General features: G+C 44.9%; 20 protein-coding genes and 4 riboswitches. Of the genes, 16 read left to right on the top strand and 4 right to left on the bottom strand.

The window, feature by feature from the left end:
* Nucleotides 1-6: 6 nt before the first annotated feature.
* From WS42_RS03740 to WS42_RS03675, 14 genes are all read left to right on the top strand, one after another.
* On the top strand, nucleotides 7-1,119 hold the full coding sequence (locus WS42_RS03740) for a 4-hydroxybutyrate dehydrogenase (protein WP_013612258.1): 1,113 nt from the start codon (nucleotides 7-9) through the stop codon (nucleotides 1,117-1,119).
* Nucleotides 1,120-1,291: 172 nt separating this feature from the next.
* Nucleotides 1,292-2,647 carry an aldehyde dehydrogenase family protein gene (locus tag WS42_RS03735; protein WP_013612257.1) on the top strand — a complete coding sequence of 452 codons (1,356 nt, stop codon included), beginning with the start codon at nucleotides 1,292-1,294 and terminating at the stop codon, nucleotides 2,645-2,647.
* A gap of 127 nt (nucleotides 2,648-2,774) precedes the next feature.
* Nucleotides 2,775-3,371 carry a MarC family protein gene (locus WS42_RS03730; RefSeq protein ID WP_013612256.1) on the top strand — a complete coding sequence of 199 codons (597 nt, stop codon included), beginning with the start codon at nucleotides 2,775-2,777 and terminating at the stop codon, nucleotides 3,369-3,371.
* A gap of 154 nt (nucleotides 3,372-3,525) precedes the next feature.
* Nucleotides 3,526-4,116 carry a DUF2284 domain-containing protein gene (locus WS42_RS03725; protein ID WP_013612255.1) on the top strand — a complete coding sequence of 197 codons (591 nt, stop codon included), beginning with the start codon at nucleotides 3,526-3,528 and terminating at the stop codon, nucleotides 4,114-4,116.
* A gap of 203 nt (nucleotides 4,117-4,319) precedes the next feature.
* A riboswitch (cobalamin riboswitch) is annotated at nucleotides 4,320-4,522 on the top strand.
* Nucleotides 4,523-4,747: 225 nt separating this feature from the next.
* A riboswitch (cobalamin riboswitch) is annotated at nucleotides 4,748-4,949 on the top strand.
* A 127-nt stretch (nucleotides 4,950-5,076) separates the two neighbouring features.
* Nucleotides 5,077-6,180, top strand: coding sequence for a 5-methyltetrahydropteroyltriglutamate--homocysteine S-methyltransferase (locus tag WS42_RS03720; RefSeq protein WP_046450763.1), 1,104 nt, complete (start codon nucleotides 5,077-5,079; stop codon nucleotides 6,178-6,180).
* A gap of 8 nt (nucleotides 6,181-6,188) precedes the next feature.
* Nucleotides 6,189-7,328, top strand: a complete 1,140-nt coding sequence (locus WS42_RS03715) for an acyl-CoA dehydrogenase (protein ID WP_013612253.1) — start codon at nucleotides 6,189-6,191, stop codon at nucleotides 7,326-7,328.
* A 43-nt stretch (nucleotides 7,329-7,371) separates the two neighbouring features.
* A complete protein-coding gene (locus tag WS42_RS03710) occupies nucleotides 7,372-8,154 on the top strand; it encodes an electron transfer flavoprotein subunit beta/FixA family protein (RefSeq protein WP_013612252.1) in 783 nt (260 codons plus the stop codon).
* A 133-nt stretch (nucleotides 8,155-8,287) separates the two neighbouring features.
* Nucleotides 8,288-9,280 (top strand): electron transfer flavoprotein subunit alpha/FixB family protein, encoded by a 993-nt coding sequence (locus WS42_RS03705; protein WP_013612251.1) that lies wholly within the window; start codon nucleotides 8,288-8,290, stop codon nucleotides 9,278-9,280.
* Between the two features lie 255 nt (nucleotides 9,281-9,535).
* Nucleotides 9,536-9,736: riboswitch (cobalamin riboswitch) on the top strand.
* A gap of 400 nt (nucleotides 9,737-10,136) precedes the next feature.
* Nucleotides 10,137-11,042 (top strand): hypothetical protein, encoded by a 906-nt coding sequence (locus WS42_RS03700; protein WP_022160234.1) that lies wholly within the window; start codon nucleotides 10,137-10,139, stop codon nucleotides 11,040-11,042.
* A 72-nt stretch (nucleotides 11,043-11,114) separates the two neighbouring features.
* A complete protein-coding gene (locus WS42_RS03695) occupies nucleotides 11,115-13,517 on the top strand; it encodes a DUF5018 domain-containing protein (protein WP_046450762.1) in 2,403 nt (800 codons plus the stop codon).
* A gap of 99 nt (nucleotides 13,518-13,616) precedes the next feature.
* Complete coding sequence (locus WS42_RS03690; RefSeq protein ID WP_013612248.1) at nucleotides 13,617-14,138, top strand: cob(I)yrinic acid a,c-diamide adenosyltransferase; 522 nt, start codon at nucleotides 13,617-13,619, stop codon at nucleotides 14,136-14,138.
* A 12-nt stretch (nucleotides 14,139-14,150) separates the two neighbouring features.
* The gene (locus WS42_RS03685) at nucleotides 14,151-15,275 is read left to right on the top strand and encodes an ABC transporter substrate-binding protein (RefSeq protein ID WP_370751979.1); all 1,125 of its coding nucleotides are present in this window, start codon (nucleotides 14,151-14,153) and stop codon (nucleotides 15,273-15,275) included.
* The gene (locus WS42_RS03680; protein ID WP_022159327.1) at nucleotides 15,272-16,309 is read left to right on the top strand and encodes a FecCD family ABC transporter permease; all 1,038 of its coding nucleotides are present in this window, start codon (nucleotides 15,272-15,274) and stop codon (nucleotides 16,307-16,309) included. The genes WS42_RS03685 and WS42_RS03680 overlap by 4 nt, the downstream gene beginning before the upstream one ends.
* A gap of 2 nt (nucleotides 16,310-16,311) precedes the next feature.
* Entirely contained in the window at nucleotides 16,312-17,325 is a 1,014-nt protein-coding gene (locus WS42_RS03675) for an ABC transporter ATP-binding protein (protein WP_046403055.1), read from the top strand.
* Nucleotides 17,326-17,395: 70 nt separating this feature from the next.
* Here WS42_RS03675 and WS42_RS03670 read toward each other — a convergent pair whose 3' ends face one another.
* From WS42_RS03670 to WS42_RS03655, 4 genes are read right to left on the bottom strand one after another with little or no spacing between them, the layout of a single operon-like run.
* Nucleotides 17,396-18,349 carry a PKD-like domain-containing protein gene (locus WS42_RS03670; protein ID WP_046403056.1) on the bottom strand — a complete coding sequence of 318 codons (954 nt, stop codon included), beginning with the start codon at nucleotides 18,347-18,349 and terminating at the stop codon, nucleotides 17,396-17,398.
* Nucleotides 18,350-18,362: 13 nt separating this feature from the next.
* A complete protein-coding gene (locus tag WS42_RS03665) occupies nucleotides 18,363-19,691 on the bottom strand; it encodes a DUF5074 domain-containing protein (RefSeq protein WP_046403058.1) in 1,329 nt (442 codons plus the stop codon).
* Nucleotides 19,692-19,726: 35 nt separating this feature from the next.
* Nucleotides 19,727-21,754 (bottom strand): TonB-dependent receptor plug domain-containing protein, encoded by a 2,028-nt coding sequence (locus WS42_RS03660; protein WP_046403060.1) that lies wholly within the window; start codon nucleotides 21,752-21,754, stop codon nucleotides 19,727-19,729.
* Nucleotides 21,755-21,767: 13 nt separating this feature from the next.
* Entirely contained in the window at nucleotides 21,768-22,907 is a 1,140-nt protein-coding gene (locus tag WS42_RS03655) for a DUF5074 domain-containing protein (RefSeq protein ID WP_046403061.1), read from the bottom strand.
* A gap of 38 nt (nucleotides 22,908-22,945) precedes the next feature.
* A riboswitch (cobalamin riboswitch) is annotated at nucleotides 22,946-23,146 on the bottom strand.
* 219 nt (nucleotides 23,147-23,365) lie between these two features.
* Here WS42_RS03655 and WS42_RS03650 point away from each other — a divergent pair.
* On the top strand, nucleotides 23,366-23,548 hold the full coding sequence (locus WS42_RS03650) for a hypothetical protein (protein WP_013612240.1): 183 nt from the start codon (nucleotides 23,366-23,368) through the stop codon (nucleotides 23,546-23,548).
* Between the two features lie 66 nt (nucleotides 23,549-23,614).
* Nucleotides 23,615-24,481 (top strand): EFR1 family ferrodoxin (locus WS42_RS03645; protein WP_286728220.1); only part of this gene is annotated, 867 nt, incomplete at its 3' end.

Raw genomic sequence — 24,481 nt, 5'->3', positions numbered from 1 at the left:
TGTATTATGCAATTATTTAAATTAAAAACCCGTTTGAGCAAATTCGATCATTTTGCCGATTTTGCCCGTGAATTCAAGCTCTCGGAGCACGATTTGGTGATTACCAATGAATTCCTTTATGAACCTTTTATGAAATCTCTGAATCTCCCTTGTCATTTCATTATGCAGGAGAAGTTCGGTTTAGGAGAACCATCGGATAAAATGATGAACACTATCCTGAAAGAAGTGAAAGGAGTCGGTTTCGACCGGGTGATTGCGGTCGGTGGCGGAACGGTGATCGATATTTCCAAATTGTTTGTATTGAAAGGGGTGGAAGACGTTACGGAAGCTTTCGAACGTAAAATTCCGATCGTCAAAGAAAAACAATTGGTCATTTTGCCTACCACCTGTGGAACCGGAAGCGAGGTGACCAATATATCCATAGCTGAAATTACCTCCAAACATACTAAAATGGGATTGGCCGACGATGCCATTGTGGCCGACGATGCTGTGCTGGTTCCGGAGTTGCTCAAAGGGCTGCCTTTTAAGTTTTATGCCTGTAGTGCGATCGATGCGTTGGTACATGCCACCGAGTCGTATGTTTCGCCCAAATCCAATCCTTATACCCGTTTGTATTGCCGGGCTGCCATCGAAATAATCATCGATGTGTTTCAGGGGATTGCAGCGAACGGACCCGAATATCGTTTCGAAAGACTGGGGGATATGCTGATGGCAAGTAATTATGCCGGAATAGCTTTTGGAAATACAGGGGTGGGGGCTGTACATGCTTTATCCTATCCGTTGGGTGGTAGTTATCATGTACCTCATGGCGAATCGAATTATCAGTTTTTCACCGAAGTATTCAAACTTTATAATGCCAAAAATCCTTCAGGCGATATTGCCCGGCTGAACGACTTGTTGTGTGTACAATTGGGTGTGAACGAAAATCCCTATCCGGTACTCGATGAGCTTTTGGGTAAATTGATTCCGAAGAATAAACTCCGGGTGTATGGAATGAAACCGGAAGAAATTCAGGGTTTTACCAGCAGTGTGTTGCAGACTCAGCAACGTCTTTTGGCCAATAATTATGTCTCGCTGTCGGAGGAGGAGATCCGGGAGATTTATAAGGTGCTGTATTAAATCAATTTTTTAAGTTGAGAATTACATTGTAATCGTTTAGGAAATCCTGGATTTCGTTGAGAAAAATCCGGAGGATTTTTTGTCGGGAGCTTTGAGACTGATCAGGCAGAAACAAAGACAGAAAGCTGCCCGGCATTTAAAGTTTGCGTTATAATTATAAACTGAAAAAGTTATGGAAATAAAGGAAATGGTGGTGAAAGCCCGCAAGGCTCAGGAGATTTACGAACATCATTTTGACCAGGATCAGGTCGACCGGGTTATCCGCGAAGCTGCCCGTGTCATTTATGATCATGCCGAAGAATTGGCCCGGTTGGCTGTAAACGAAACCGGCATGGGGGTGTATGAGCACAAAGTAGCTAAAAACCGCAATAAATCGAAAGGGGTTTATTATAACCTGAGGGGTAAAAAATCCATGGGTATCATCGATATGGATGAAAAAACCGGATTGATCGAAATTGCCAAACCGATCGGTGTGGTAGCCGGGATCACGCCGATGACCAATCCGATTGTGACACCGATGTCGAAGATTATTTTTGCCCTCAAAACCAAAAACGCCATTATTATAGCTCCGCATCCACAGTCAAAAAGATGCTCGGCTCTGGCTGTAAATCTGATCAAGGACGTTGTGGCTCCGTTCGGGGTTCCTGCCGATCTGATCCAGGTGATCGACGAACCTTCTATCGATAAGACCAAAGAATTGATGGAAGCCTGCGATGTCGTTGTTGCCACAGGAGGGATGCCGATGGTGAAATCCGCTTACTCTTCTGGAAAACCCTCTTTCGGTGTAGGTGCCGGTAATGTACAGGTGATCCTTGATCGTAATATCGATCTGGAGGCAGCAGCTGAAAAGGTGATTACCGGACGTGCTTTTGATAATGGTATTATCTGTTCCGGAGAACAATTTTTCACTTATCCGGTAACCGATCGCGAAGCTGTGTTCAAGGCCTTTACTGCACATGGGGCTTATTTTGTTACTGCCGGAGAGAAAGAGCGTTTGCTGAATGTACTCTTCCCGGAAGGAAAAATAAACCGGGCTTTGGTTGGGCAGTCGGTGAAGAAGATTGCCGGTGCTGCCGGTATCGATCTGCCTGAAGGTATCCGTGTCATTGTAGCTGAAGCAACTGGAGCCGGACATGCCGATCGTATCTGCAAAGAAAAAATGTTTCCGGTAATGGGTTGCCTCGGATATGACAATTTTGAAGAAGCCTTACGGATCGCCAAGACTAACCTGAACATGGAAGGTAACGGTCATACAGCCGGAATTCATTCCAACGATCAGGCCAATGTGATTAAGGCCGGCACCGAATTGTCCGTTTCCCGTCTGATTGTGAACGCTCCTTGTGCAACCACTGCCGGTGGGTCTATTCAGAACGGTCTGCCTGTAACCAATACATTGGGATGCGGAAGCTGGGGAAATAATTCGATTTCGGAGAATTTTACTTATAAACATTTATTAAATATCACCCGGATTGCTCCGCTGTCGGCACGTATCCATGTGCCTTCGGATGAAGAGATCTGGGCGGATTGAAAATAGGGATTGTGGCCGGGTTTGCAGTGCCCGCAGTTGTTAAAAAATATTTCGGAGTGGTTTCATGATTTATAAGGATAACCTGCGGCCTGCAAACCCCAAAATATAGTTCGTAAAGTTTATATAGATGGATTTGCATTTGAGTATAAAGGAGATATTCACCGCTTTTATGGTGTTGTTTGCTGTGATCGATATTACAGGTTCTACGCCTATTATCATCAATCTCAATGCAACAGGAAAACAGGTGCAGGCAGGGAAAGCTGCTCTGATCTCTTATGCAGTCATGATTACTTTCCTTTTTGCAGGGGATGCCCTGTTGCAACTTTTCAATGTCGACATTTCTTCTTTCGCCATAGCCGGAGCATTGGTATTGCTGGTGCTTGCTGTAGAAATGATTTTCAGTGTAGAAATTTTCCGTAACGATGGACCTGCCGGGAGTGTAACTATTGTGCCTGTTGTCTTTCCTCTGATTGCCGGGGCAGGGACATTGACAACGACGCTTTCTCTGCGGGCAGAATGTCATCTCTCCAACCTGATCCTGGCCATTTCACTCAATATGCTTCTGGTTTATCTGGTACTCCGCAATGCTTATCTGGTGGAACGCATTTTAGGGAAAAGTGGTGTCTACGTCCTGCGTAAATTTTTCGGCATCATCCTGCTGGCAATGTCCGTACGGCTGTTTATCAGCAATCTGAGTATGTTGTTGAATTCATTTTCACGCTAAAGCCAATTATAGTAACGTTTTGTTTTTGAACGCCTTGTCAACGATTACTTACCGGTAACTATTCAGAAGTCGCTGTTTTATTCCTCTGTTCGGCTATAAAAAAGTACCCGCAGGAACCATCGGTTTTCAGCCAGGAATTAATTACTTTTGTGATATGGATTATGCTATTTCACATCATACTGTTTTTATGCCGGCCGGGGAGTATATCCGGAAATACCGGGATGAAGATAAATTCATTGTATTTTGCCGCAGATGTAATCGTTATGATCGTTGCTGGGCTTGTCCACCATACGATTTCGATATATCTGCAAGGATTGGCAAGTACAAATATATCTGCATAACAGGCACTCAGATCGTGCCTGATCCATCCTCTGTACCAACTATTCCTGCGGGAACAGAGAAAGAGGTCGTTATCGGCCTGTTGACAGAAGTGCGCCTTCAACTAGATTCTTGGTTGCGGTGGCTTGAAACGGAATATCCGGGTAGTCTGGCTTGTTACGCAGGGACTTGTCACCTTTGCCCTGACGATACGTGTACCCGTATCACCGGTCAGCCTTGCCGTCATCCTCATCTGATCCGTCATTCCCTGGAATCTTTCGGTTTCGATCTCGGCCGTACGGCTGAAGAATTACTTCATATTCCACTGGTATGGAGTGATGGGGTGAAATTTCCCGAATATCTGATGTTAGTCAGTGGTTTATTTACCGATGTGCCAATCGACATAAGCTTAAAACCTGCACCATAGTTTGGTTTTTCCGTTCCAGTGGTTGCGTCGGCAACCTGAAATGTGTCTGCGTGATTTTGTTGCTTTATGGTCTTATCTTTCGATCGATTCCAGCCTTTTATTTATACGCTTTAGGAATCGTTTATAAGCATCGGTGGGCTGAAATTTCTACCGGTGTTTTCAAAATAAGTTGTCTTAAAATTTGTAAAATAAATTTTATTCTCTATTTTTGAAGCGTATTGGCTTTCCTATGTCCATCCGGTATAGGAAATAAAAGGGAACCGGGTGTAAATCCCGGACAGGCCCCGCTGCTGTGAGCTTCTTTACAACGTCCGGACAATGCTTCTGCCACTGTCGTTTATACCTCCGACGGGAAGGCGTCTGGATTGGAGCAAGTCAGAAGACCTGCCATACAAGCAATCGTCTGTGCTTTCGCGGATTCAGAGCCGGACACCTGCACATATATATTACTGTACTGTTAAAACACCGGGGATAAATGCGGGTGTATGTGGGAGGCGGCAGAGTGTTCGTATTTCCTTCTGGCCTGTTTTTATTTGAAGGATCCGTCCGACGCATCCTGCCGGTGTTTTTAATTTTCTTTTGAATTTTTCAAAACAATAACCAACTTTTTTTTTATTCGATAAATTCCGTTATATTTGTGTCGGTATCAGGTTTCAGAATCGGTCATCACTGATTCAGGATTAAAATGGGAACTCCTGTGAAAATCAGGGACTATCCCCGTAGCTGTAAGTTCTATTCAAAGGTTGTACATTCGGAAGCCACTGCCGGTATGTCCGGTGGGAAGGCGTACAATCGGAACAAGTCAGAAGACCTGCCTGAGTACTTTTGTTTAATTCGTAGCTTTCGGGTGAAAGGTGACAGAATAAATGAACTGGTAAACTGTACTTGGTGTGTACAGGGCAGTGGTCATTTACATGCAATCTATCTTATCTGTGAGTTACCTTAATTCTGTTAAAATCAATGGAACAGGTAAAACTTCCGTTTAGGGCGGATATTGTCGGTAGTTTCTTGCGACCGGAACGACTGAAAAAAGCAAGAAAAGACTTCGAATCAGGCTTATTATCTCCTGCCGCACTCCAACAAATCGAGGATGAAGAAATTGAAAAATTAATAGCCGAACAAAAAGTTGTCGGCTTACAGGTTATTACGGATGGGGAATTTCGCCGTTCGTGGTGGCACCTCGACTTCTTTTGGGGATTAGGAGGCATAGAGAAAAAGGCAGTTGGGCAGGGATATGTATTTCACAATCTGGAAACCCGACCGGAATCTGTAAAAGTGACCGGGAAAATTACAGGATACAATCATCCCATGATCGCTCATTTCCGTTTCATCCAGAAACTGGCTGGCCAGGCGATACCCAAGCAAACGATTCCTTCTCCGGCACAACTTTTGGCCGAGTTGATCCGCGAGGGAAATATGGATGAAACCCTGAAAGTATATGGCCAGATAGACGGATTATTAGAAGATATAGCACAGGCCTATCGCCAGGTGATCAGTGGTTTCGCTGCAGCAGGATGTCGTTATCTCCAATTCGACGATTGCACATGGGGTATGCTTTGTGATGAAAAATTCCGCTGCAATCCACAGGTGAATGCGGAAGAAATGGCCCTCCTTTTTGCCCGGATAAACGAGATGGCTTTGAACTCAAGACCGGAAGGAATGACCATTACAATGCACGTTTGCCGGGGTAATTATCATTCTGCCTGGGCATCGTGGGGGGGGTATGAGCCGGTTGCCGAAACCTTATTCGACCTCCCGGTGGATGCTTTTTTTCTCGAATTCGACGACGAGCGTTCGGGAGGTTTTGAACCCTTACGCTTCATACAGAACCAAACTGTAGTCTTGGGATTGATTACAACCAAAAATGCTGCCCTTGAGGATAAACAGAAAGTGAAAAACCGCATTGCGGAAGCCAGCCAGTATGTTCCCCTGGAACGGCTTTGTCTGAGTCCCCAGTGTGGCTTTGCTTCTACCGAAGAGGGAAACAAACTTACCGAAAAGCAACAGTGGAACAAAATCCGGTTAATGTTAAAAATTGCACATTCCGTATGGAAAAATAAATAACGATTTATATGGATTTTTCAACATCAAAAACAGAAAATTTATTCTTGCAAATGATCCGGGAATTTGCAGAAAAAGAAGTGAAACCGTTGGCAGCAGCTGTCGACGAGGAAGAACGTTTTCCGGAAGAAACGGTAAAGAAAATGGCTGCTTTGGGAATGATGGGCATCCCATTCCCCAAAGAGTATGGCGGGGCAGGTGGCAACAACCAACTCTATTCGATGGCTGTCGAAGAATTGTCACGGGTATGTGCTACTACAGGGGTTATTGTTTCTGCACACACTTCTTTGTGCGCTTCTCCGATTTATGAGTTCGGCAATGAAGAACAACGCCGTAAATATTTGCCCCGCTTGTGTTCCGGCGAATGGATCGGAGCTTTCGGACTGACCGAACCGAATGCAGGCACGGACGCTTCGGCACAGCAAACGATGGCTGTGAAGGAAGGGGAGCATTATGTGCTCAACGGCTCCAAAATTTTTATTACCAATGCTGCTTATGCACACGTTTACATTGTCATGGCCATGACCGATAAGGCACAGGGGACGCGGGGGATTTCGGCCTTTATCGTAGAACGTGATTTTCCGGGATTCTCTATCGGTAAAAAAGAGAAAAAAATGGGCATCCGGGGATCCGCAACCTGTGAGTTGATTTTTGAAAATTGTATCGTCCCGAAAGAAAATCTGTTGGGAAAAGTGGGGGAAGGCTTCAGGATTGCAATGAAAACACTCGACGGCGGACGTATGGGAATCGCTTCACAGGCCTTGGGTATTGCTCAGGGGGCTATGGATGAAACGGTGAAGTATGTAAAAGAACGGAAACAATTCGGACGGTCCATCGGACAGTTTCAGAATACTCAATTCCAATTGGCCGATTTGCAGACCAGGATTCAGGCTGCCCGTCTGCTGGTGCGTAAAGCAGCTTGGAAAAAGGATATGAAACAACCTTATTCTGCTGACTCTGCACAGGCTAAATTGTTTGCAGCCGAAACAGCGATGGAGGTGACGACCAAAGCAGTACAATTCCATGGAGGCTACGGTTATACCCGTGAATATCCGGTGGAACGAATGATGCGGGACGCCAAGATTACAGAAATCTATGAAGGAACGTCTGAAGTACAACGGATGGTGATTGCAGCTGCATTACTCAAATAAGAGTGGAGAAAAGATAATCGATAAATGAAAAAATGATAAACGTATGAAAATAGTAGTATGTATCAAACAGGTGCCGGATACAACAGAGATCAAATTGGACCCCGCTACGGGGACGATGATCCGGGATGGGGTGCCCAGCATTATGAATCCCGACGATAAAGGGGGACTGGAAATGGCTTTACAATTAAAAGATAAATATGGGGCGGAAGTCACGGTAATAACCATGGGGCCTCCTCAGGCCGATGATATTTTGCGTGAGGCTTTTGCTATGGGAGCTGACCGTGCTATTCATTTGAACGACCGGAAATTTGCCGGTGCCGATACTCTCGCTACGTCGAATGCGATTGCCGGCGCTTTGCGCGTGTTGGATTTTGACCTGGTAATCACCGGCCGGCAAGCCATCGACGGGGATACCGCTCAGGTAGGACCACAGATTGCCGAACATTTGGATTTACCTCAGGTGACTTATGTTGAAAACCTGGAATTTGACGGGAGCAGGACATTTACGATCCGGAAGTCCACAGAAGACGGTTTTCAGCTGGTACAGGTAGATGCGCCTTGCGTGGTGACGGTGCTGGCAACGGCTAATAAAGCCCGTTATATGTCGGTCCGGGGAATTGTGGAGGCTTATAACAAAGAAGTTGAAGTGTGGGGCTTTGAACATATCAGTGTAGAAGAAGAAAAACTAGGCTTGAAAGGATCGCCCACCCGCGTATGGAAATCATTTACCAAAGGAGCAAAAGCAGCCGGAAAGGTGTTTGAAGTGGAACCTGCCGAAGCTGCCGATATAATCGTAGAGAAATTGAAAGAAAAATTTATAATCTGATGAACAGGTAGCAACGGATTGCAGACCACAGACTGTGGTAAACCTTAAGTTTTTATACCTTGAACATATACTTTTTTTCCGGCCATTGGCTGAGGTCTGCTTCCGTTTACCGTTCATTGTTAATTTGAATACAATGGATAAATCCCAATATAAAGACGTCTGCGTGTTTGTAGAACAACGCGAAGGTATCATACAAAAAGTGGCATTGGAACTGCTGGGTAAAGCCCGGGAACTTGCCGATACCTTGAATGAGAAAGTGATCGCCTTATTGCTCGGTTATGATATGAAAGACCAGGCTCAGGAGCTGATTGCTTATGGTGCCGACATTGTCGTGTGTGTGGACGAACGTGAATTGGCAGAGTACAATACCGAGCCTTATGCACAAGCTGTCAGCCAATTTATCCGTGAACGTCATCCGGCCATCGTATTGATCGGAGCCACGACTATCGGCCGCGATCTGGGCCCCCGATTATCTGCCCGGCTGACTACCGGCCTCACGGCCGACTGTACAGGCCTGGACATTTCGCCCGAAAATGATTTGCTGATGACCCGTCCGGCTTTCGGTGGTAACCTGATGGCTACGATCATTTGTAAAGAACATCGTCCGCAAATGTCTACTGTCCGGCCGGGAGTGATGCGTACAAAACCCAAAGATCCGGCACGGCGGGGGACGATTGAAAATATGAAAGTCAGTTTCGACCCGTCGAAATTCAGAGTTAAAATTCTGAAAACGGTGAAAGAACAGAAAACCCGGATCGACATAACGGAAGCTAAAGTGCTGGTGTCAGGTGGGCGTGGTGTCGGCAGTACGGCTGGTTTTGTCATGCTGGGTCGTTTAGCGGAAACATTGAATGCCGAAGTATCTTCATCGCGGGCAATGGTCGATGCCGGGGTTATGCCCCACGAACGCCAAGTGGGGCAAACCGGAAAGACGGTCCGGCCGGATCTGTATTTTGCCCTGGGGATTTCAGGGGCTATTCAGCACCTTGCCGGTATGGAAGAATCAGAATACATCATTGCTATCAATAAAGACAAATATGCTCCGATCTTCAATGCAGCAGATTTGGGGATTGTTGGAGATGTACATAAAATTGTCCCCATATTGACAGAAAAACTCCGGAAGTAAAAATCGGAAATGAACCGGGTGTTTGTTCAATTATACTCTTTCCTTTTCTATTGGTGACGGTAGCAAGAGGAAAGAGTATTTAAGAGTAAATCAATATCTTGGCACTGATAAATCAAATTGATTGCATCTTAAATGTCAAAGCTCGTATTTTTGAAATAATCGGCTGGTAAAGATTGTCCCAGTATATTTTTACGCCTTATATTAAAAATGATTTAAAAAATTACTTAAAATAAACTTTCATCTCTCTTTTTTTGTACTTTTACCGTCGATTTTGGTGCTGCTCGTTATTTTCGTAACGGAGCGGTGAAAAGGGAATCAGGTGTGAATCCTGAACAGACCCGCTGCTGTAAGCTTTTTAAAGTCTTTGGACATTACTCACGCCACTGTTTTACATGAACGGGAAGGACGTCCGGAGATAAAGCAAGTCAGAAGACCTGCCAAGATCAGAAACTTGGTGTTCTCTGGGATTAGAATGCCGGTTGTACTGATTTTTAATTGGAATTATTCTATTGGATGTCGATGGAAAAACGTTCGATTTTTTTGTGGATTTCCACAAGAGGAATAATTGACCGATGACAATTAACAATTGACAATGATTGGAAGCTTTACTTCCATCAAAAAACAGCTGAAAAAAAGGGAAATGAGTAGGGAAATTGAATGTTGAATGATTGATAATCAATATGATGTAAATATTTCCTAAAGTATGTTGTTTTACAGTAAACTGGTATTTGTCAATAGTCAATTAACAAACGTCCTGTAAGGGGCATCACTTTGTAAACTTTATGAAATTTCGACTAATTTAATCGAAGATTTAAACGTCACACTTTTAGGACTGGATACTGAAAAATTAGGGGCTTTGGAAAAAATCGGAGGGAAGCTGTCATTGAACTGTACGGCAGAATATTTGAAGTTGCCTGCCGGTTTGAAAAATTTGAAGGTGTTTGTAGTATCGAAAGGTATAGAACGCCTGGATATCCAGGGAATAGAAATCGAGGAATTGCGATTCAGCGGTACCGGATTGGAAAATACGACGGTGATCGGTGACGATATTTTTAAAGGTAAAATCAGTTTGGATAACCTTTCGGGATATTTCCCGAAATTAGAAGGTTTCCGGGAAGTGGGAAAACTGAATATCGGTTATCTTGGCCTGAACGGAGGGAGCATTGAAATCGGTAATATCCGTAAAATTAACGGGGATTTCTCTTACTGGGCCAATTCCAATGTAAAGGCCGTCGAATTTCCTGCACTGGAAGAAGTAACCGGTAATTTTGAATTATATTCCAATATCAAGGAATACCATTTCCCCGAATTGAAGTCTATCGGAGGGAAGGCAATCATAAGTATCGACTATTATGATGAAAAGACTTTTCCGAATCTGGCGACGGTCGGGGAGGATATGATGTTTCAGACCGGATATGACTATTATGGATCGAGGGGACCGGCCGTGGTCTTGTATCCGGCTTTGAAGCAGGTTGGGGGGACATTGGAACTGCGCCCGATCGGACCAACTCCCTGGGGAGATAATGAGAATACCGGTTATTTGAATCAAACTCTGGAAAATCTGGATTTCTTGTCCAGCTTGGAAAAAGTGGGGGGAATCCGGATTCATGATCATGGGAAACTAGCTTCTTACGAGGCAATTAAAAAGGCCATCCTGACCTGTCCCGAAGAGAAATGGAGTGTGGAAAATAATTTGTACAATCCGACTTACAAGCAATTGGTAGAAGACCAGCAATGGATAAAACCTGCTATTCAGGAGTAACAGATGAAGCCTGTTTTTCAACTGTGAGATTAATCAGCTGAAAAAGTTGTAAATGTAAAAAATGATAAACCTATGAAGATAAATAATTTAATATATATTGTGTTGCTTGGCATTATTGTTTCGCTGACGAGTTGCGAGGACGATGACAGCCTGTTTTCCGGAAATGAAAACTACATCACCTCATTCCGACTGGTTCAGCAGGGAGATTCCTATGCCGGGATAATTAAGGGAGATAGTCTGATTTTGAGTATCCCTGAAAATCTTTCTCTTGAGGGGGCGACAATGGAGATTTTGTGTAGTGAAAATGCCCGGATATCTCCGGATCCTGGTGAAGTTGAGGATTGGGGAAAGTTACAAAATTTTACAGTAACTGCTTACAATAATACTCAGCGTGTTTACAAATATATAGTACGGAGAACCTTGACGGGTAGCGAAGGAGATGTTCGTCTGACTTCGGTTGAAGATTTGGAAGCCTTTGCTGCTCAGGGGATCAATAAAGTCAATGGAAATTTGGTTATCGGTAAAGAAGAAGGAACTGTGAAGGAAGACTCCCTTACTTCTTTGGCAGCTTTGGCCTCACTGAAAGAGGTTGTCGGGACGGTGACCATAAATCCGACTTATGCCGGAACTTCATTTGCCGGTTTGGAAAATTTGGAGCAGGTTGGTGGATTGGTGATGGGACGTGTAATACAGAATGCAACCATTGGACTTCGGTGGATACGGGAGATCAAATTGCCAAATTTGAAAAAAGTAGCTTCAGAATTGACTTTCAGAGCTGATACCGTTGAAACGTTGAGTTTGCCTGCATTGGAAGAGGTAGGAAGAAATTTGTCGATTCAGATTAAAGATGTGAAAGATATAGATTTTTCGGCCTTATCGGTAATCGGAGAAAATTTATCCATGAAAGTGAACGGTGTCTTGAATGCCCCGGAAAAGTTGACTTTCCCGAAATTAAGTTTGATTGGAAATCAATTAGTATTGAGTAATGTTTATAGGGTGAGAGAGTTAGCTTTCCCGGCATTAAAATCGGCATCTGCTATTAAATTGGAGCAGATGAATGCTGTTGAAACTTTGGACTTCACCCAATTGGAGCAAGTCGCCGATTATTTTGAATTGTGGTGGACGCATCAAGTAAAAGAAATGAATTTTCCTTCAGTAAAATCACTCGGTGGGTTTAAAATTTATTACATTCAAAATTTGGAAAAAGTCAGTTTGGAGTCTTTGACTGAAGTCGGTCTGCGAGGATTCAGTATCGATGCATCTGATAAGATACAAGAGTTGAGTTTGCCTGCATTGACGCGAGTGAAAGGTGATTTTGTTTTAACCAGAATGGCAATAACGGAGGTCAGCTCATTGAGAGCATTGAAGGAAGTGGATGGAAATTTTGATTTCTCCTCGATGAGCGCATTGACGGCTTTCAACGGTTTCCCGAACCTGACAACAGTCGGGGGTAATTTCACCCTGTCCGGTATGGCAATCAGCGAATTAAAGGGATTCGATGCCCTGACCTCTATTGGTGGCTCGTTAAGCCTGAGTAGTTTGAATGAGGTTACTTCGATTGACGCTTTCTCCGCGTTGAAATCCATCGGTTCACAATGTTCGCTCAATGGGCTGAATAAATTACAGGATATTTCTTTACTGGCCCAGTTTAAGGGAGTACATTTGAACAATTGTATTTTAAACAATTTGGATGCCTTGACTTCCTTGGATCTGACCGGTCTCGAAGTAGATGCTCTGCAGATAACCGGGAAAAATGCTTTGACGTTAAAGGGTGGTAAAATCTTGAATACGAATCTGACCATTAACGGGGTACCTGGAATTTCTTTTTCAGGAATCGAAGAGGTGCAGAATGTATCGGTAAGTAATATGCCTGCAACTATTACCGGACGGGTAGAATACAACTTCCCCGGATTAAAGAAAATAGGGACTTTGTCGGTGAGTCAGGCATATGGTGCCAGCCTGGGTGTGCTTCGTTTTCCTGATTTGACAGAGATTAGCGGGAAATTGACCCTTTCCGAAGGATTCGGACAAAAAGTACAGCCGACGGAATTTCCGGTTTTAAGGATAGTGAATAACATGACCTATACCGGAGTCTGTGATGCCCTTCGTTTTCCGGCCTTGGAGGAGGTGACGGGTGAATTGAATATCAAAACCAGCTATGTGAATGGATCTTTTGTGAGCATGTTACAGGAAATCTATACTCCCGTTTTGAAAAAAGTCGGGAAGTTGGTATTGACCACTCATAATAAGAGTCAGGAAAGTTGGTGTAATAATGTCCTGACTAATCTGGATTGTTTTGGAGCCTTGGAAAATGTCGGAGTGATCAATATCGAGTACCAGTTAGGTCTGGTATCTTTTAAAGGATTGGAAAAAGCAATCGGGGGATTGACGGATGATACTTCTTGGGTTGTCGGGCATAATGCTTATAATCCGACTTTCGAACAGGCTAAAAACGGAGAATTGGAACAAAATTGAAGGAAATAATTTACATCGGACGGCTCCCTGCAGCTTTTAGTTGGCAGGGGGCTTTTCGTATTTTGTAAGGAAAGGCATTTTTTGTACTTTTACGCTTCAATGGAAACAAAGGGATACCTTCAGGTTTATACCGGAAACGGTAAAGGTAAGACAACGGCTGCATTCGGTTTGGCGGTACGTGCTTTATGTGCTGGTAAACGGGTGTTTATCGGGCAGTTTGTCAAAAGCATGAAATATAACGAAACCCGGCTGGAAGCCTGTTTCCCCGGGCGGTTGGCGGTCCGGCAGTTTGGAAGAGGATGTTTCCTTGATCACCGGCCCGAAGACGAAGACGTACGCCTTGTCCAGGAAGGACTCCGGGAATGTGCGGCAATACTGGCTTCGGGTGAATGGGACCTGGTCATCCTGGACGAACTGACTATAGCTGTGTATTTTGGTTTGCTCTCCGATAAAGAAATACTGGAAGTCATCGGGCTGCGTGACACAGGGACAGAGGTGGTGATTACCGGGCGTTATGCTTCCGAAGCTTTGCTGGCTTTGGCTGACCTCGTAACAGAAATGCGTGAAGTGAAACATTATTATACCCGGGGAGTATTGTCCCGGGATGGATTTGATCATTGAGATATGGATAGATTGATGCGGTTTTGGTTGCTGGGGCTGTTGTTGGCTCTTGGGGTAGGTTGTAAAAGTAAGCATTCGGCTTCTGCAGAAGACGCTTTGTCCGCGCTCCGGATGGAATATGCCGGGCGGATTCGGATAGATTCGAGTGAACATTATATATTGGTGCGGGTGCAAAACCCTTGGGATACGGCCCGGATTTTACATACCTATGTTTTGGTCGGCCGGGAAACTGAATTGCCGGTAGGATTGCCTGAAGGAACCTTGGTCCGGACGCCGGTGGAAAAAGCATTGGTATATTCTTCGGTACATTGCGGGCTTCTGTCCGAACTGGGGGCAATCGATCGGATTGGTGGAATATGTGATCTGCAATATATCGAAATACCTGAAATACAAAATCGTTGTGCTTCCGGGCGAATGGTCGACGCCGGAAATTCTATGAATCCGGATATTGAAAAAATAATCGACTTTCATCCTGATGCTATCCTGCTCTCCCCTTTTGAAAATAGTGGAGGTTATGGCCGGATTGAAAAATTAGGGATACCGATTATCGAATGTGCCGATTATATGGAGACCTCTCCTTTGGGGCGGTCTGAATGGATGCGTTTTTTCGGTTTGCTTTTCGGGAAACGGCGGCAGGCTGATTCGTTATTCACTGCTGTCCGTGCGGATTATTTACAGCTGTGTGATTTGGTCAAGTCTGTAAATCAGCGGCCGACGGTGATATCTGAATTGAAAAGCGGTTCCGCCTGGTATGTACCCGGAGGAAAAAGCACGACCGGACGGTTGTATCAGGATGCCGGGGCTACTTATATGTGGGCGGAGGACGAACATAGCGGTTCGATTCCTTTGTCTTTTGAAACGGTATTTGACCGCGGGCAGGATGCCGATTTCTGGTTATTCAAATACAACCGGCAACAAGATAAAACCCTGACCGAATTAAAGTCCGACTACGCTTCATATGCCGGTTTCCGGGCCTTTCAAACCGGGCAGGTGTATGGATGTAATTCGGGACAGGTACCTTTTTATACAGAGACCCCTTTTCATCCCGAACGGCTGTTGGAAGATCTGATCCGGATTTTTCACCCGGGAGTGTTACCGGCAGGAGAGTGCCGTTATTTTAAAAGATTGGAAAAATGAAATCTTTACCATCCGGATGGAAATATAGTATCGGTTTGATCGTATCGATCCTTCTGTTGTTCGCGGCGAACTTATGGGTAGGCTCGGTACGTATTCCTGCAGGCGCAGTATGGGATATTTTGTGCGGACATGCCGTAGAACGGGAGAGCTGGCGGTTCATTTTGCTGGAATCGCGTATTCCGCAAGGGATAACTGCTTTGCTGTGTGGAGCAGCCTTGGCTGTCTCGGGGTTGATGTTGCAAACCGTTTTCAGTAATCCGCTGGCAGGACCTTCGATATTGGGGATCAATACCGGGGCTAGCCTGGGTGTGGCCTTGGTGATGTTGCTCGGTGGAGGAAGTATTACTGCCGGGGTTTTCAGTATATCCGGTTTTCTGGCGGTATTGGCCGGAGCTTTTGCCGGGGCTATGATCGTTATGGGAATCTTGCTGTTCTTTTCTGCTTTTACAAAGAATAATTTGATGCTACTTATTATTGGGATCATGATCGGATACATCACCTCCTCGGTGATTTCATTATTGAATTTTTTCTCTACGGCCGAAGGAGTACATTCTTATATGATCTGGGGATTGGGAAATTTCAGCGGAGTATCTTCCGGGCAATTGCCTGTATTTGTCGTTTCGATTACCGCCGGTTTGGTTTTATCGGTCATGTTGATCAAACCTTTGAATGCCTTATTGTTGGGAAACCGGTATGCCGAAAATCTGGGTGTGAATGTGCGGCTTACCCGCAATCTGTTATTGATTGCGACCGGTATGCTGACGGCAATAACAACCGCCTTTTGCGGGCCTATCGCTTTTATCGGATTGGCCGTGCCGCATATTGCCCGCTTGATGCTGGGTACTTCGAACCACAATTCCCTGATGCCTGTGACCTTATTGCTGGGAGGGGCGGTAGCCCTGTTGTGTAATCTGATCAGTGTATTACCCGGCGAAACGGGGATTTTGCCATTGAACGCCATCACTCCCGTTTTGGGTGCTCCCGTCATTATCTATATTCTGGTCAAACAGCGTAAAATTCAATATTTCAATTGATTATGGAGACTTTACCTGTAATTGCAGCCCGTCAATTGGCTATCGGCTACTCTCATGGTAAGAACGGTTCTACAGTGGTACACCGGGATCTGTCTTTCGATTTGTGGGCGGGAGAGTTGACTTGTCTGTTAGGTCCTAACGGGGCAGGCAAATCTACTCTGTTGCGTACTCTTTCGGCTTTTCAATTGCCTTTGGAAGGTGAATTATGGCTTGAAGGACGTCCGCTGAGGGATTATTCCGAACGGGAAAAATCGCGCAAGATCGGCGTCGTACTGACCGATAAGACACAGGCCGGCGGATTGACCGTATATGAACTGGTAAGCTTGGGGCGTCAGCCCCATACCGGATTCTGGGGCCGTTTGAACCGGGAAGATCATAAGCTCGTCGAAGAGGCTCTTACGGCAGTGGGAATATCCCATAAAGCTACAAATTACGTGGCCGAATTGTCGGACGGGGAACGGCAGAAAGTGATGATCGCCAAAGCATTGGTGCAGGAATGTCCGTTGATTTTGCTCGATGAACCCACAGCTTTCCTGGATGTGGTAAGCCGTATCGAGATCATGACTTTATTGCATACCATTGCCCGCGAACAACATAAGACCATTCTGCTGTCTACCCACGATATCGACCAGGCACTGATCCAGGCCGACCGGCTGTGGTTGCTCGCGCCTGGAAAAGGATTGCAGTGTGGCGTTACGGAGGATATGGTCTTTAACGATGGACTGGACTGTTTGTTCGATCACCGGAAAATATGTTTTGACCGGGGACGTGGGGGCTATTTCCCCATCGTACAGGATTATCAGGAAGTTGTCGTCAGGACGGACGATCCCTGCCTTTGGCATTGGTGTGTCAATGCTCTGAATCGTTTTGGTTATTCCGGTCTGCCCGGAAATGCCGATAGAAAAAATTTACCCGTATTGACGGTTATTTCCCCGCATGAAATGAGTTGGGAAAAAAATGGAATGTCTACTATACTGACTTCTTTCGAGGACTTGACCGGATTATTGAAAAAATGACCGGGAAGGTTTTTGAATAAAAAGAAAACGGTGCGCATCAGTTTTTACCTGTTGGCACCGTTTTAACTTTTTATTTATTTGCTTCTGCAGCTTTGATCAATCGGGGGATGGGGGATACATTGACCATAGACGTGTAATCGATGGGAGAAAGTGTCCATACATCCCAGGAGAGATTTTCAAGTTGGCGATTGTCGACAAATGTCTGAGAATATTCAAAGTCGGCAGCTGTCGGCACCTGATTGCCCGAACCGAGCCAGTAGGTGGTATAGGCATCGTTCGATCCCATCCAATAATCGGCTGCATCTAACGGTTTCAATTCGTCAGAATCGTATTCGGAGAGTTCGTAGAGCCCGTTTGTAAAATCAGCTTGTGTCAGATGTAAAGTAGAACTTTTCAGTTCGATTTTACCGTCGTTATTACCGTCATAACCGAATCCTTTGATATAATTTCCTGATAAGGCGACATAAAGGCGGGGATCGTTCTTGGCAATAGCTTTGAGCATATCGATTCCTGTAAGAGTTTCCGTTTTATTCCAACGATATCCCCAGGCAATGAAAAAAACTTCCTGGTCTGCCGGTTCTTGTGGATGCTCCCCTGTAACCCATTGAATGGCAAAGACCGAGGTGTTTTCTCCGTTACCGGTCCAATTTTTCAGATCGGAGATCGCGAACCGATTACCGTTGACCTTCAGAAATAAGGTGTCGGAATCCTTGCCGTCCTGATTGGTTGCGGTCAGGATAATTTCAAAACTACCGGGGTCCTGAGAGGTGAAACGATAGATTGAGTCTGTGGAAACCGTTTTTTTGTTCAGTTGCCACTGGAAAGTGGTCTGTAACGGATTGTTCAGAATCGCTTTTAACTCGATCGTTTCACCCGGTAAACAGGTGGTTTGCCCACTTGGATTTCCGATAGAAACCTGAGGCGGAGTAGGAAGATACGGATCTTTTTTGTTGTCGTCACTACAGGAGGTCGATAGACCTGTAAGCAGACTCCAGAATAGAAATAAAGAATAGTATTTTTTCATTTACAAAATTCTTTTATTGAAAATTATAAGTAAAGAATGTTCCGGCTGGATAATTGGTATGATTCTTATAATTGGCGCTCAATTTCGGTTCGGTTTCGCTGAAATCGAATACACTGATGTGGTTGATCAGACGGTCGTTACCCCATCCTTTGATTGTATTCAGATAGACTTCGCCTGTAACCGGATTGACGGCTATGGTATTGTAAACACTAGTTGTTGTCACTATGTTTGCCGCATCGACCATCAGATCCGTCTGGTTTTTACTAAAAATGTGACGATAGATTTTGGTACCTGTGCCGTTCATGTACAAAGTATCTCCTTGTGCTGTAATACACGGAGTAGAAGTGTATGAGGCCGACTGAGTGCTAATGGCATCTCCCGGTAAAGTATTGGTTTTGATAATAGTATAATTTTGGGCATCGACCTTAGAGATTTCCCCGGCCGAAGTGGATACCCACAAGTTACCGTCCGACGATTTGACGACTCCTCTGACCGGATCATTGAATTCTATCGATTTGGAGATTTTGTTTTTTCCTTTTTCGATCACAAGGACGTTATTTCCTGCTGCAGCGAATATTTTCCCTTCCGTTACAGCCATGGTATTCTTATTAGCCCTTTCAGCTCCCTCGATGAGAAAGAGTTCGCCGCTGGATGGGTGGAATACCTTAATTCCTTCGTTGTCGCGCAGATAGATATCGTCGTCTCCCAGTACGGCAACATGAGTCGGACTGCTTACTTTATCTTCCAGTTCGGTCTTATAGCCGGCTTCTTTTTTCAGGGTTTCTGCATTGGCAACGATAAGATAACCGTCGTCTCCGCTTTTTTGTGAAATGATATACAGTTTGTTGTTGGCGATAAATAAGTCTTGGGAAAGAAGGCTCAGCATGCTGCCGTTTGCTTTGTAATAGGCACTGTCCGTGAGAATACCTTTCGGGCTGATGAATATCAATGTAGAAGGATCGGCCTGGTAACCTTCATTTAAAACAAAAGTACCGTATTTGTATTTACCGTACACTTCGATGGATGTTGTGGCAGAAGTCACTCCATCGGCATTGGTCGCGGTTAATTTAACATCGTAGGTCCCCAATTCGTTCATTTTGAAAGTAAATACTGTATCCTTAGAGACTTCATTTCCTTTGACGGACCAGCTCAGTGTGGTTGGCAGCGGACTTTCTACTTTCGCTTTCAGTACGATAGAGTCTTCCTGAGGCATTGCGAACACTCCGTTTACACTCTCGATAGATACTTCGGGAGGAACCGGATATTTGTCGTCATCGTCACATGATGCGAATATTCCTGCTAACAGGAGGCAAACTAAAAGCGTAAAATTAAATTTTTTCATGGTTTCTATTTATTTAAAGGATTTATATGATTCAATTAAAATTCGAATAAAAGCGAGAACAAGCAATTACGCAAAGGCATGGGATAATATTGGGTCGACTCATAGTAGGTATCGAACAGGTTATCTATCCGCATCTGAGGGGTTAGGCTTGTCCCATTCCGGAAGGAGTAGCGGTAACCGAGCAAGAGGTTATGTACGGAATAGGGATCCGTGGCATATGATTCGTCGGTAGTAATGAAACGCCGGCCGGTGTAAGTCATCTGCCAGACGAAAAAAGCATCTTTATAATCGATATTCCAGCGCAGATTCCACTTGAATCGCGGTACATATGGAATTTGCCGCATATAGGCGTTGTCGTCTACGTGTTGTTTCTTGCGGGTCCGGGATTGTGACCAGCTGTAATTACCCGAAAGAGAAGATACGAGTTCCCCGTAGTGGAAAGTGGTTTTTCCATAAAGTTCCACGCCATAGGAACGTACGTTTCGTTTGTTTTGCGGAGTCCACACCCATTGGTTTCCGTCTTTGGGGAGCCAAAGGATCCAGTTGTCGATGTTCATTAGATAACCGGAAACTTCGGCATCGAATAAGAGATGTTTGTTTATACTCTTCCGGTAAGAAATAGAAGCATCGTAAGAATACCCCTCTTCCGGCTTTACATCCGGATTACCGCCGGGGCGCCAATATAGGTCGTTCATACTGGGGAAACGATAATTATAAGCAGTACTTCCTTTCAATTTTAATTCTTTTTTCAATAGATTGAATACTATTCCTGCCGACCAGGTGGATACATTCCGATTGTCGTTATGTTCGAACATATATTGTCCGTTGATCATCATCCACCGGATAGGCGTCCACAAAGCGGAAGTTTGCCAGGAGAGTATGTTACGGTGGTGGCTGAAAGGGGATTCCACCTGAGGAATATCAAAATCGATACCGTCGAGCGTATATTTCGATGAGTCGATGTCTATGTAGCTACTCACCCGGATCAGGTCGTGAGAATAGGTTAACGTCGTGTTGAGAATAAGCTTATCGGTCGGGGAGTACGTATAATCGGCCACGACCTGTGCCGTGTTAGAGCGGTTTTTGTTTCCCTTGGGATCGAATAAACCTCCGTCATACCGGATATCGTAAGTTTGGCAGAAATACAGCCAGGCAGCCTTTACATGTAATTCATGGATACCCCGGCTGAAATCGAGTCCGGCATATCCCCGGAAATTATTTTCCTCCTGATCCTCCTGGGAGCGGTTGACTACACCGAGCGGTTGGGGGAGGTTACGGTAATTTTTCTGATACCAGGCGACAGCTGTCAGGCGGGTGTAGGGAGATACTCTGAAATAGCCTTCCTGCATAATTCCGAATTGAGAGTAAGCGGCATCCTGCCTTTTTTCACGGAAAGGAGTATTGGTCAGCACTTTATTCAGATAGGTATAGTCGTTGTCGGAATGCTGATAATATAATCGTGTCTTTGAAGCCGATTTATTACCGCTTATATTCGCCTGTCCACCGACGGTATATGTGTTGTACGATCCATACTCTGCCAGTACCCGTCCATTTACGCCTCGGTTCCAATCGGTGTCTGTGAATAAATTCACACTACCTCCGATAGCTCCGGTACCGTTTTTTACATGGCTGCTGCCATAGTACAGGTTGATGTTATCTGTAAAAAAGACCGGGATCTGTGAAAAATCGAAAGTACCCGATAAAGGAGGTGTGATATTGATCCCGTTCCAGTTTACCCGTGTTTGGGAAGCGCTGGTTCCACGGAAAGAAGCTGTCGATAATGCTCCTGTTCCCAGACTCTTGATGTAAATAGAGGTATGGTCGGTCAGGAGTTCGGCCAGCGAGCGGGTTTTGTTGGCTTGTAAAACGGCTGGAGAAATATGGGTTACCCGGGCTCCTGCGTTTGCCTCGTTGGCGTGTTGTATACGTTGGCGGATGACCTGCACGGTGTCTAATGTGCCGTATAGGGTGATCGAATCCCGGGATTGGGCAGGAGTGCGGAATCCCGACCCAAGGAATATGCCGAGGTATAAAATGAAGATCAGACTCTTGTATAGGTTCATGTCGCTAGGCTAATTAGGGGAAATACACTTGGCTAGGATAGATACCGACTCGAAAATTCCGGATGGAACCGTCTTTTTTGTAATTCCGGATATAACCGCGTTGTGCACTGTAATCCAGACAGTCACATAGATAGACCTCTCCTTGCGGACTGACTGAAAACCCATACATCATATCGATTCCGGGAAGATCGAGGTAGTGTTCGAATTCTCCCGTGCCGACATTCATCCGGTAAACACTTTGGACAGAGGTAATCCCTGCTGCCGTGTTACTTTTACAGGTTTTGACGTTGAAATAAATCCAGTTCAGTGTAGGATCGATATCCGTGCGATTATAGGTGATTGTACCGATTACGTCTCCTGCTTGTGGATTTGCCTTTTCACTGATGGGAAGGATATAAGAGACCTCGACTTTTTCTTGGTGGGGGTCGATACAAACCAATTCTATTCCGCAGACTCGATTTCCCTCTCGGATGTTCATCAAGGCCCATACTCTTTGGTATTTATCGACCAGCATCCGGCAGGTTTTGGTATTTTCGTCGTTTTTTACTTCCGGGATGACCCGGACAGCTTTTTTGCTGATATTGTCGGTATCGAAGACATATATTCCGCCGGTAGTCATTCCGAAGATTTTATTATCTACCGTTACCAGATATTCGACCGATCGCGGTATGGAGATATATTCCAGAGGTTCGCCATAAGGTTCCACAGTCCGGATACGCACCAGTTGTCTCTCCAAATCGGATACGATAGCTTCTGTCGGGGAAATGGCTACGATCTGGCGTGGAAATCCCGCTTGGGTATAGAGGATTGTACCGACGGAACCGAACGTTTCGGGATCTATAACCTCGATTTTTTTGGAGTTGTCCAAAGTCACAAAATATTTACCGTTGATCTTGGTGATGGATTGGGCCACATCACCAAGCGGTCGGTGATTCACTTCCCGGAAAATATCCGGAATGACTGATCCGTCTTTGTTTAAAACGGAGATACCGCCCATATTCTGATTGATTCCCCCTTCATTGAGAACAAGGGCTTCGATATTACCTTGGCTCACCGGCCCGTAGGGATAATCCGTTCCTGCGGAATCACAGGCTGTGAATAGCCCTGCTATTACGGCAAATATGAAAAAACAGAGAATTTTTTTGAATAGCATGATTTACTGACGTTTATGTTCTTCTTCCCTTTGAACGTTAAACAATGAATCACGTGGCAGGTCTTCTGACTTGTTTCCTTTTCGGTTTCCTTCCCATTCCGAATGAGGAACAGTGGATAAAGCACGTCCGAAAAGTGTTATGAAACTTACAGCAGTGGATCTGTTCAGGATTTACACCTGATTCCCTTTTCATTGCCGGACGAGACAACGATCCGGCAACTCCACGCAATTTTTACGTGACGGCAAAGATATATAAATCATTTTATAAGGGAAATGATATTTTGTGAATGTTTGTTAGTCCACAGGGACGGAGGCAATACTTTGTGCTGAACGGTTACTTTGGGAAAAACCTTTAGAATTTCTTTAAAATCGGGCTTTTATCCTTGTACAGGCAATGAAGTAAAACCTGTTCTGAACGGAAAACATGTCAAACCGATTATTTCAATGATGAAAACAAGATGGATTATCTCTTTTGCCCGACTTCCTGTTTCTGTGAAAAATCCAAATGCGCCCCTGTCGAAGGGAATATCGTGCCGGAGTTGATCGGTACGAATAATAGCGATAAGCAGATTTGGGAATTAGATGATATATGCAAATTATTCAAAATTAATAAACATGATTTATTGGTTTTACCGGAATAAAATTGCAGCTTTGTTCGGGATTGATCGGGTGGGAAAGATTTTGACAGACAGTTTATCCGATACTTTATGAAAATAGAGAAAGTACATGCGGTCTATTTTAGTCCGACAGGCACAACTAAAACAGTGATTACCCATTTGGTAAAATGTATCACTACGTTATTACCGGAAGTCGTGACGGAAGTGAAAGACTTTACGTTGCCGTCGGGGCGGAAGAAAGTGCCTGATATTCGGGAATCGGAGTTGGCTATTGTCGGTCTGCCTGTTTACGCCGGCCGTTTACCGAATCTGTTATTGAACTACTTGACCACCTGGCAGAGTAATGGGGCCTGGGCGGTACCTGTTGTGGTTTATGGGAATCGGTCCTATGGGAATGCGCTCATCGAACTGTATGATATTTTAAGATATAGAGGGTTTCATCCGATAGCTGCTGCGGCTTTTGTCGGTCAGCATTCTTTCACGACCCGGTTGGCTACCGGGCGTCCCGACCGGGAAGATCTGGAAAAGGCAGAACAGTTTTCGGCAGAGATCGTGAGAAGAATATTGCAACCAGGAGAATTTACCGGAATAAAGATTCCGGGACAAGGGGCTCCTGATTACGGTGGGTATTATAAACCCAAAGGAAGGGATGAAGAGGTGGTGAATTTCCTGAAAGCAAAACCTGTTACGACCAATGCGTGCATCGATTGCAGACGTTGTGCAAAAGTTTGTCCTATGGGGGCTATCCGGCAGGATCATCCTTCTGAGGTTTCCGGTATTTGTATCAAGTGTAATGCTTGTGTAAAACAATGTCCTGTACATGCCAAACAGTTGACGGATGAAGCTTACCTAAGTCATGTCGGTTTTCTTGAAAATAGATGGCAGAGTCAACCAGCAAGTGCAACATTAGGAAATATTTTTGAAGAAACATTCAGCGGAGGTATGAAAATTGAGTTT

This window comes from Odoribacter sp. N54.MGS-14 (genome assembly GCF_000980295.1).
GTDB classification, from domain to species: domain Bacteria; phylum Bacteroidota; class Bacteroidia; order Bacteroidales; family Marinifilaceae; genus Odoribacter; species Odoribacter splanchnicus.
This window is presented reverse-complemented; position numbering and strand designations above follow the sequence as displayed.

Coding starts and splice junctions, on each gene's coding strand:
- WS42_RS03670 (WP_046403056.1), bottom strand. CDS start 18,349: ATGAAAAAATACTATTCTTTATTTCTATTCTGGAGTCTGCTTACAGGT.
- WS42_RS03720 (WP_046450763.1), top strand. CDS start 5,077: ATGGAACAGGTAAAACTTCCGTTTAGGGCGGATATTGTCGGTAGTTTC.
- WS42_RS03675 (WP_046403055.1), top strand. CDS start 16,312: ATGGAGACTTTACCTGTAATTGCAGCCCGTCAATTGGCTATCGGCTAC.
- WS42_RS03665 (WP_046403058.1), bottom strand. CDS start 19,691: ATGAAAAAATTTAATTTTACGCTTTTAGTTTGCCTCCTGTTAGCAGGA.
- WS42_RS03690 (WP_013612248.1), top strand. CDS start 13,617: ATGGAAACAAAGGGATACCTTCAGGTTTATACCGGAAACGGTAAAGGT.
- WS42_RS03660 (WP_046403060.1), bottom strand. CDS start 21,754: ATGAACCTATACAAGAGTCTGATCTTCATTTTATACCTCGGCATATTC.
- WS42_RS03680 (WP_022159327.1), top strand. CDS start 15,272: ATGAAATCTTTACCATCCGGATGGAAATATAGTATCGGTTTGATCGTA.
- WS42_RS03715 (WP_013612253.1), top strand. CDS start 6,189: ATGGATTTTTCAACATCAAAAACAGAAAATTTATTCTTGCAAATGATC.
- WS42_RS03710 (WP_013612252.1), top strand. CDS start 7,372: ATGAAAATAGTAGTATGTATCAAACAGGTGCCGGATACAACAGAGATC.
- WS42_RS03655 (WP_046403061.1), bottom strand. CDS start 22,907: ATGCTATTCAAAAAAATTCTCTGTTTTTTCATATTTGCCGTAATAGCA.
- WS42_RS03740 (WP_013612258.1), top strand. CDS start 7: ATGCAATTATTTAAATTAAAAACCCGTTTGAGCAAATTCGATCATTTT.
- WS42_RS03735 (WP_013612257.1), top strand. CDS start 1,292: ATGGAAATAAAGGAAATGGTGGTGAAAGCCCGCAAGGCTCAGGAGATT.
- WS42_RS03730 (WP_013612256.1), top strand. CDS start 2,775: ATGGATTTGCATTTGAGTATAAAGGAGATATTCACCGCTTTTATGGTG.
- WS42_RS03695 (WP_046450762.1), top strand. CDS start 11,115: ATGAAGATAAATAATTTAATATATATTGTGTTGCTTGGCATTATTGTT.
- WS42_RS03650 (WP_013612240.1), top strand. CDS start 23,366: ATGGATTATCTCTTTTGCCCGACTTCCTGTTTCTGTGAAAAATCCAAA.
- WS42_RS03705 (WP_013612251.1), top strand. CDS start 8,288: ATGGATAAATCCCAATATAAAGACGTCTGCGTGTTTGTAGAACAACGC.
- WS42_RS03725 (WP_013612255.1), top strand. CDS start 3,526: ATGGATTATGCTATTTCACATCATACTGTTTTTATGCCGGCCGGGGAG.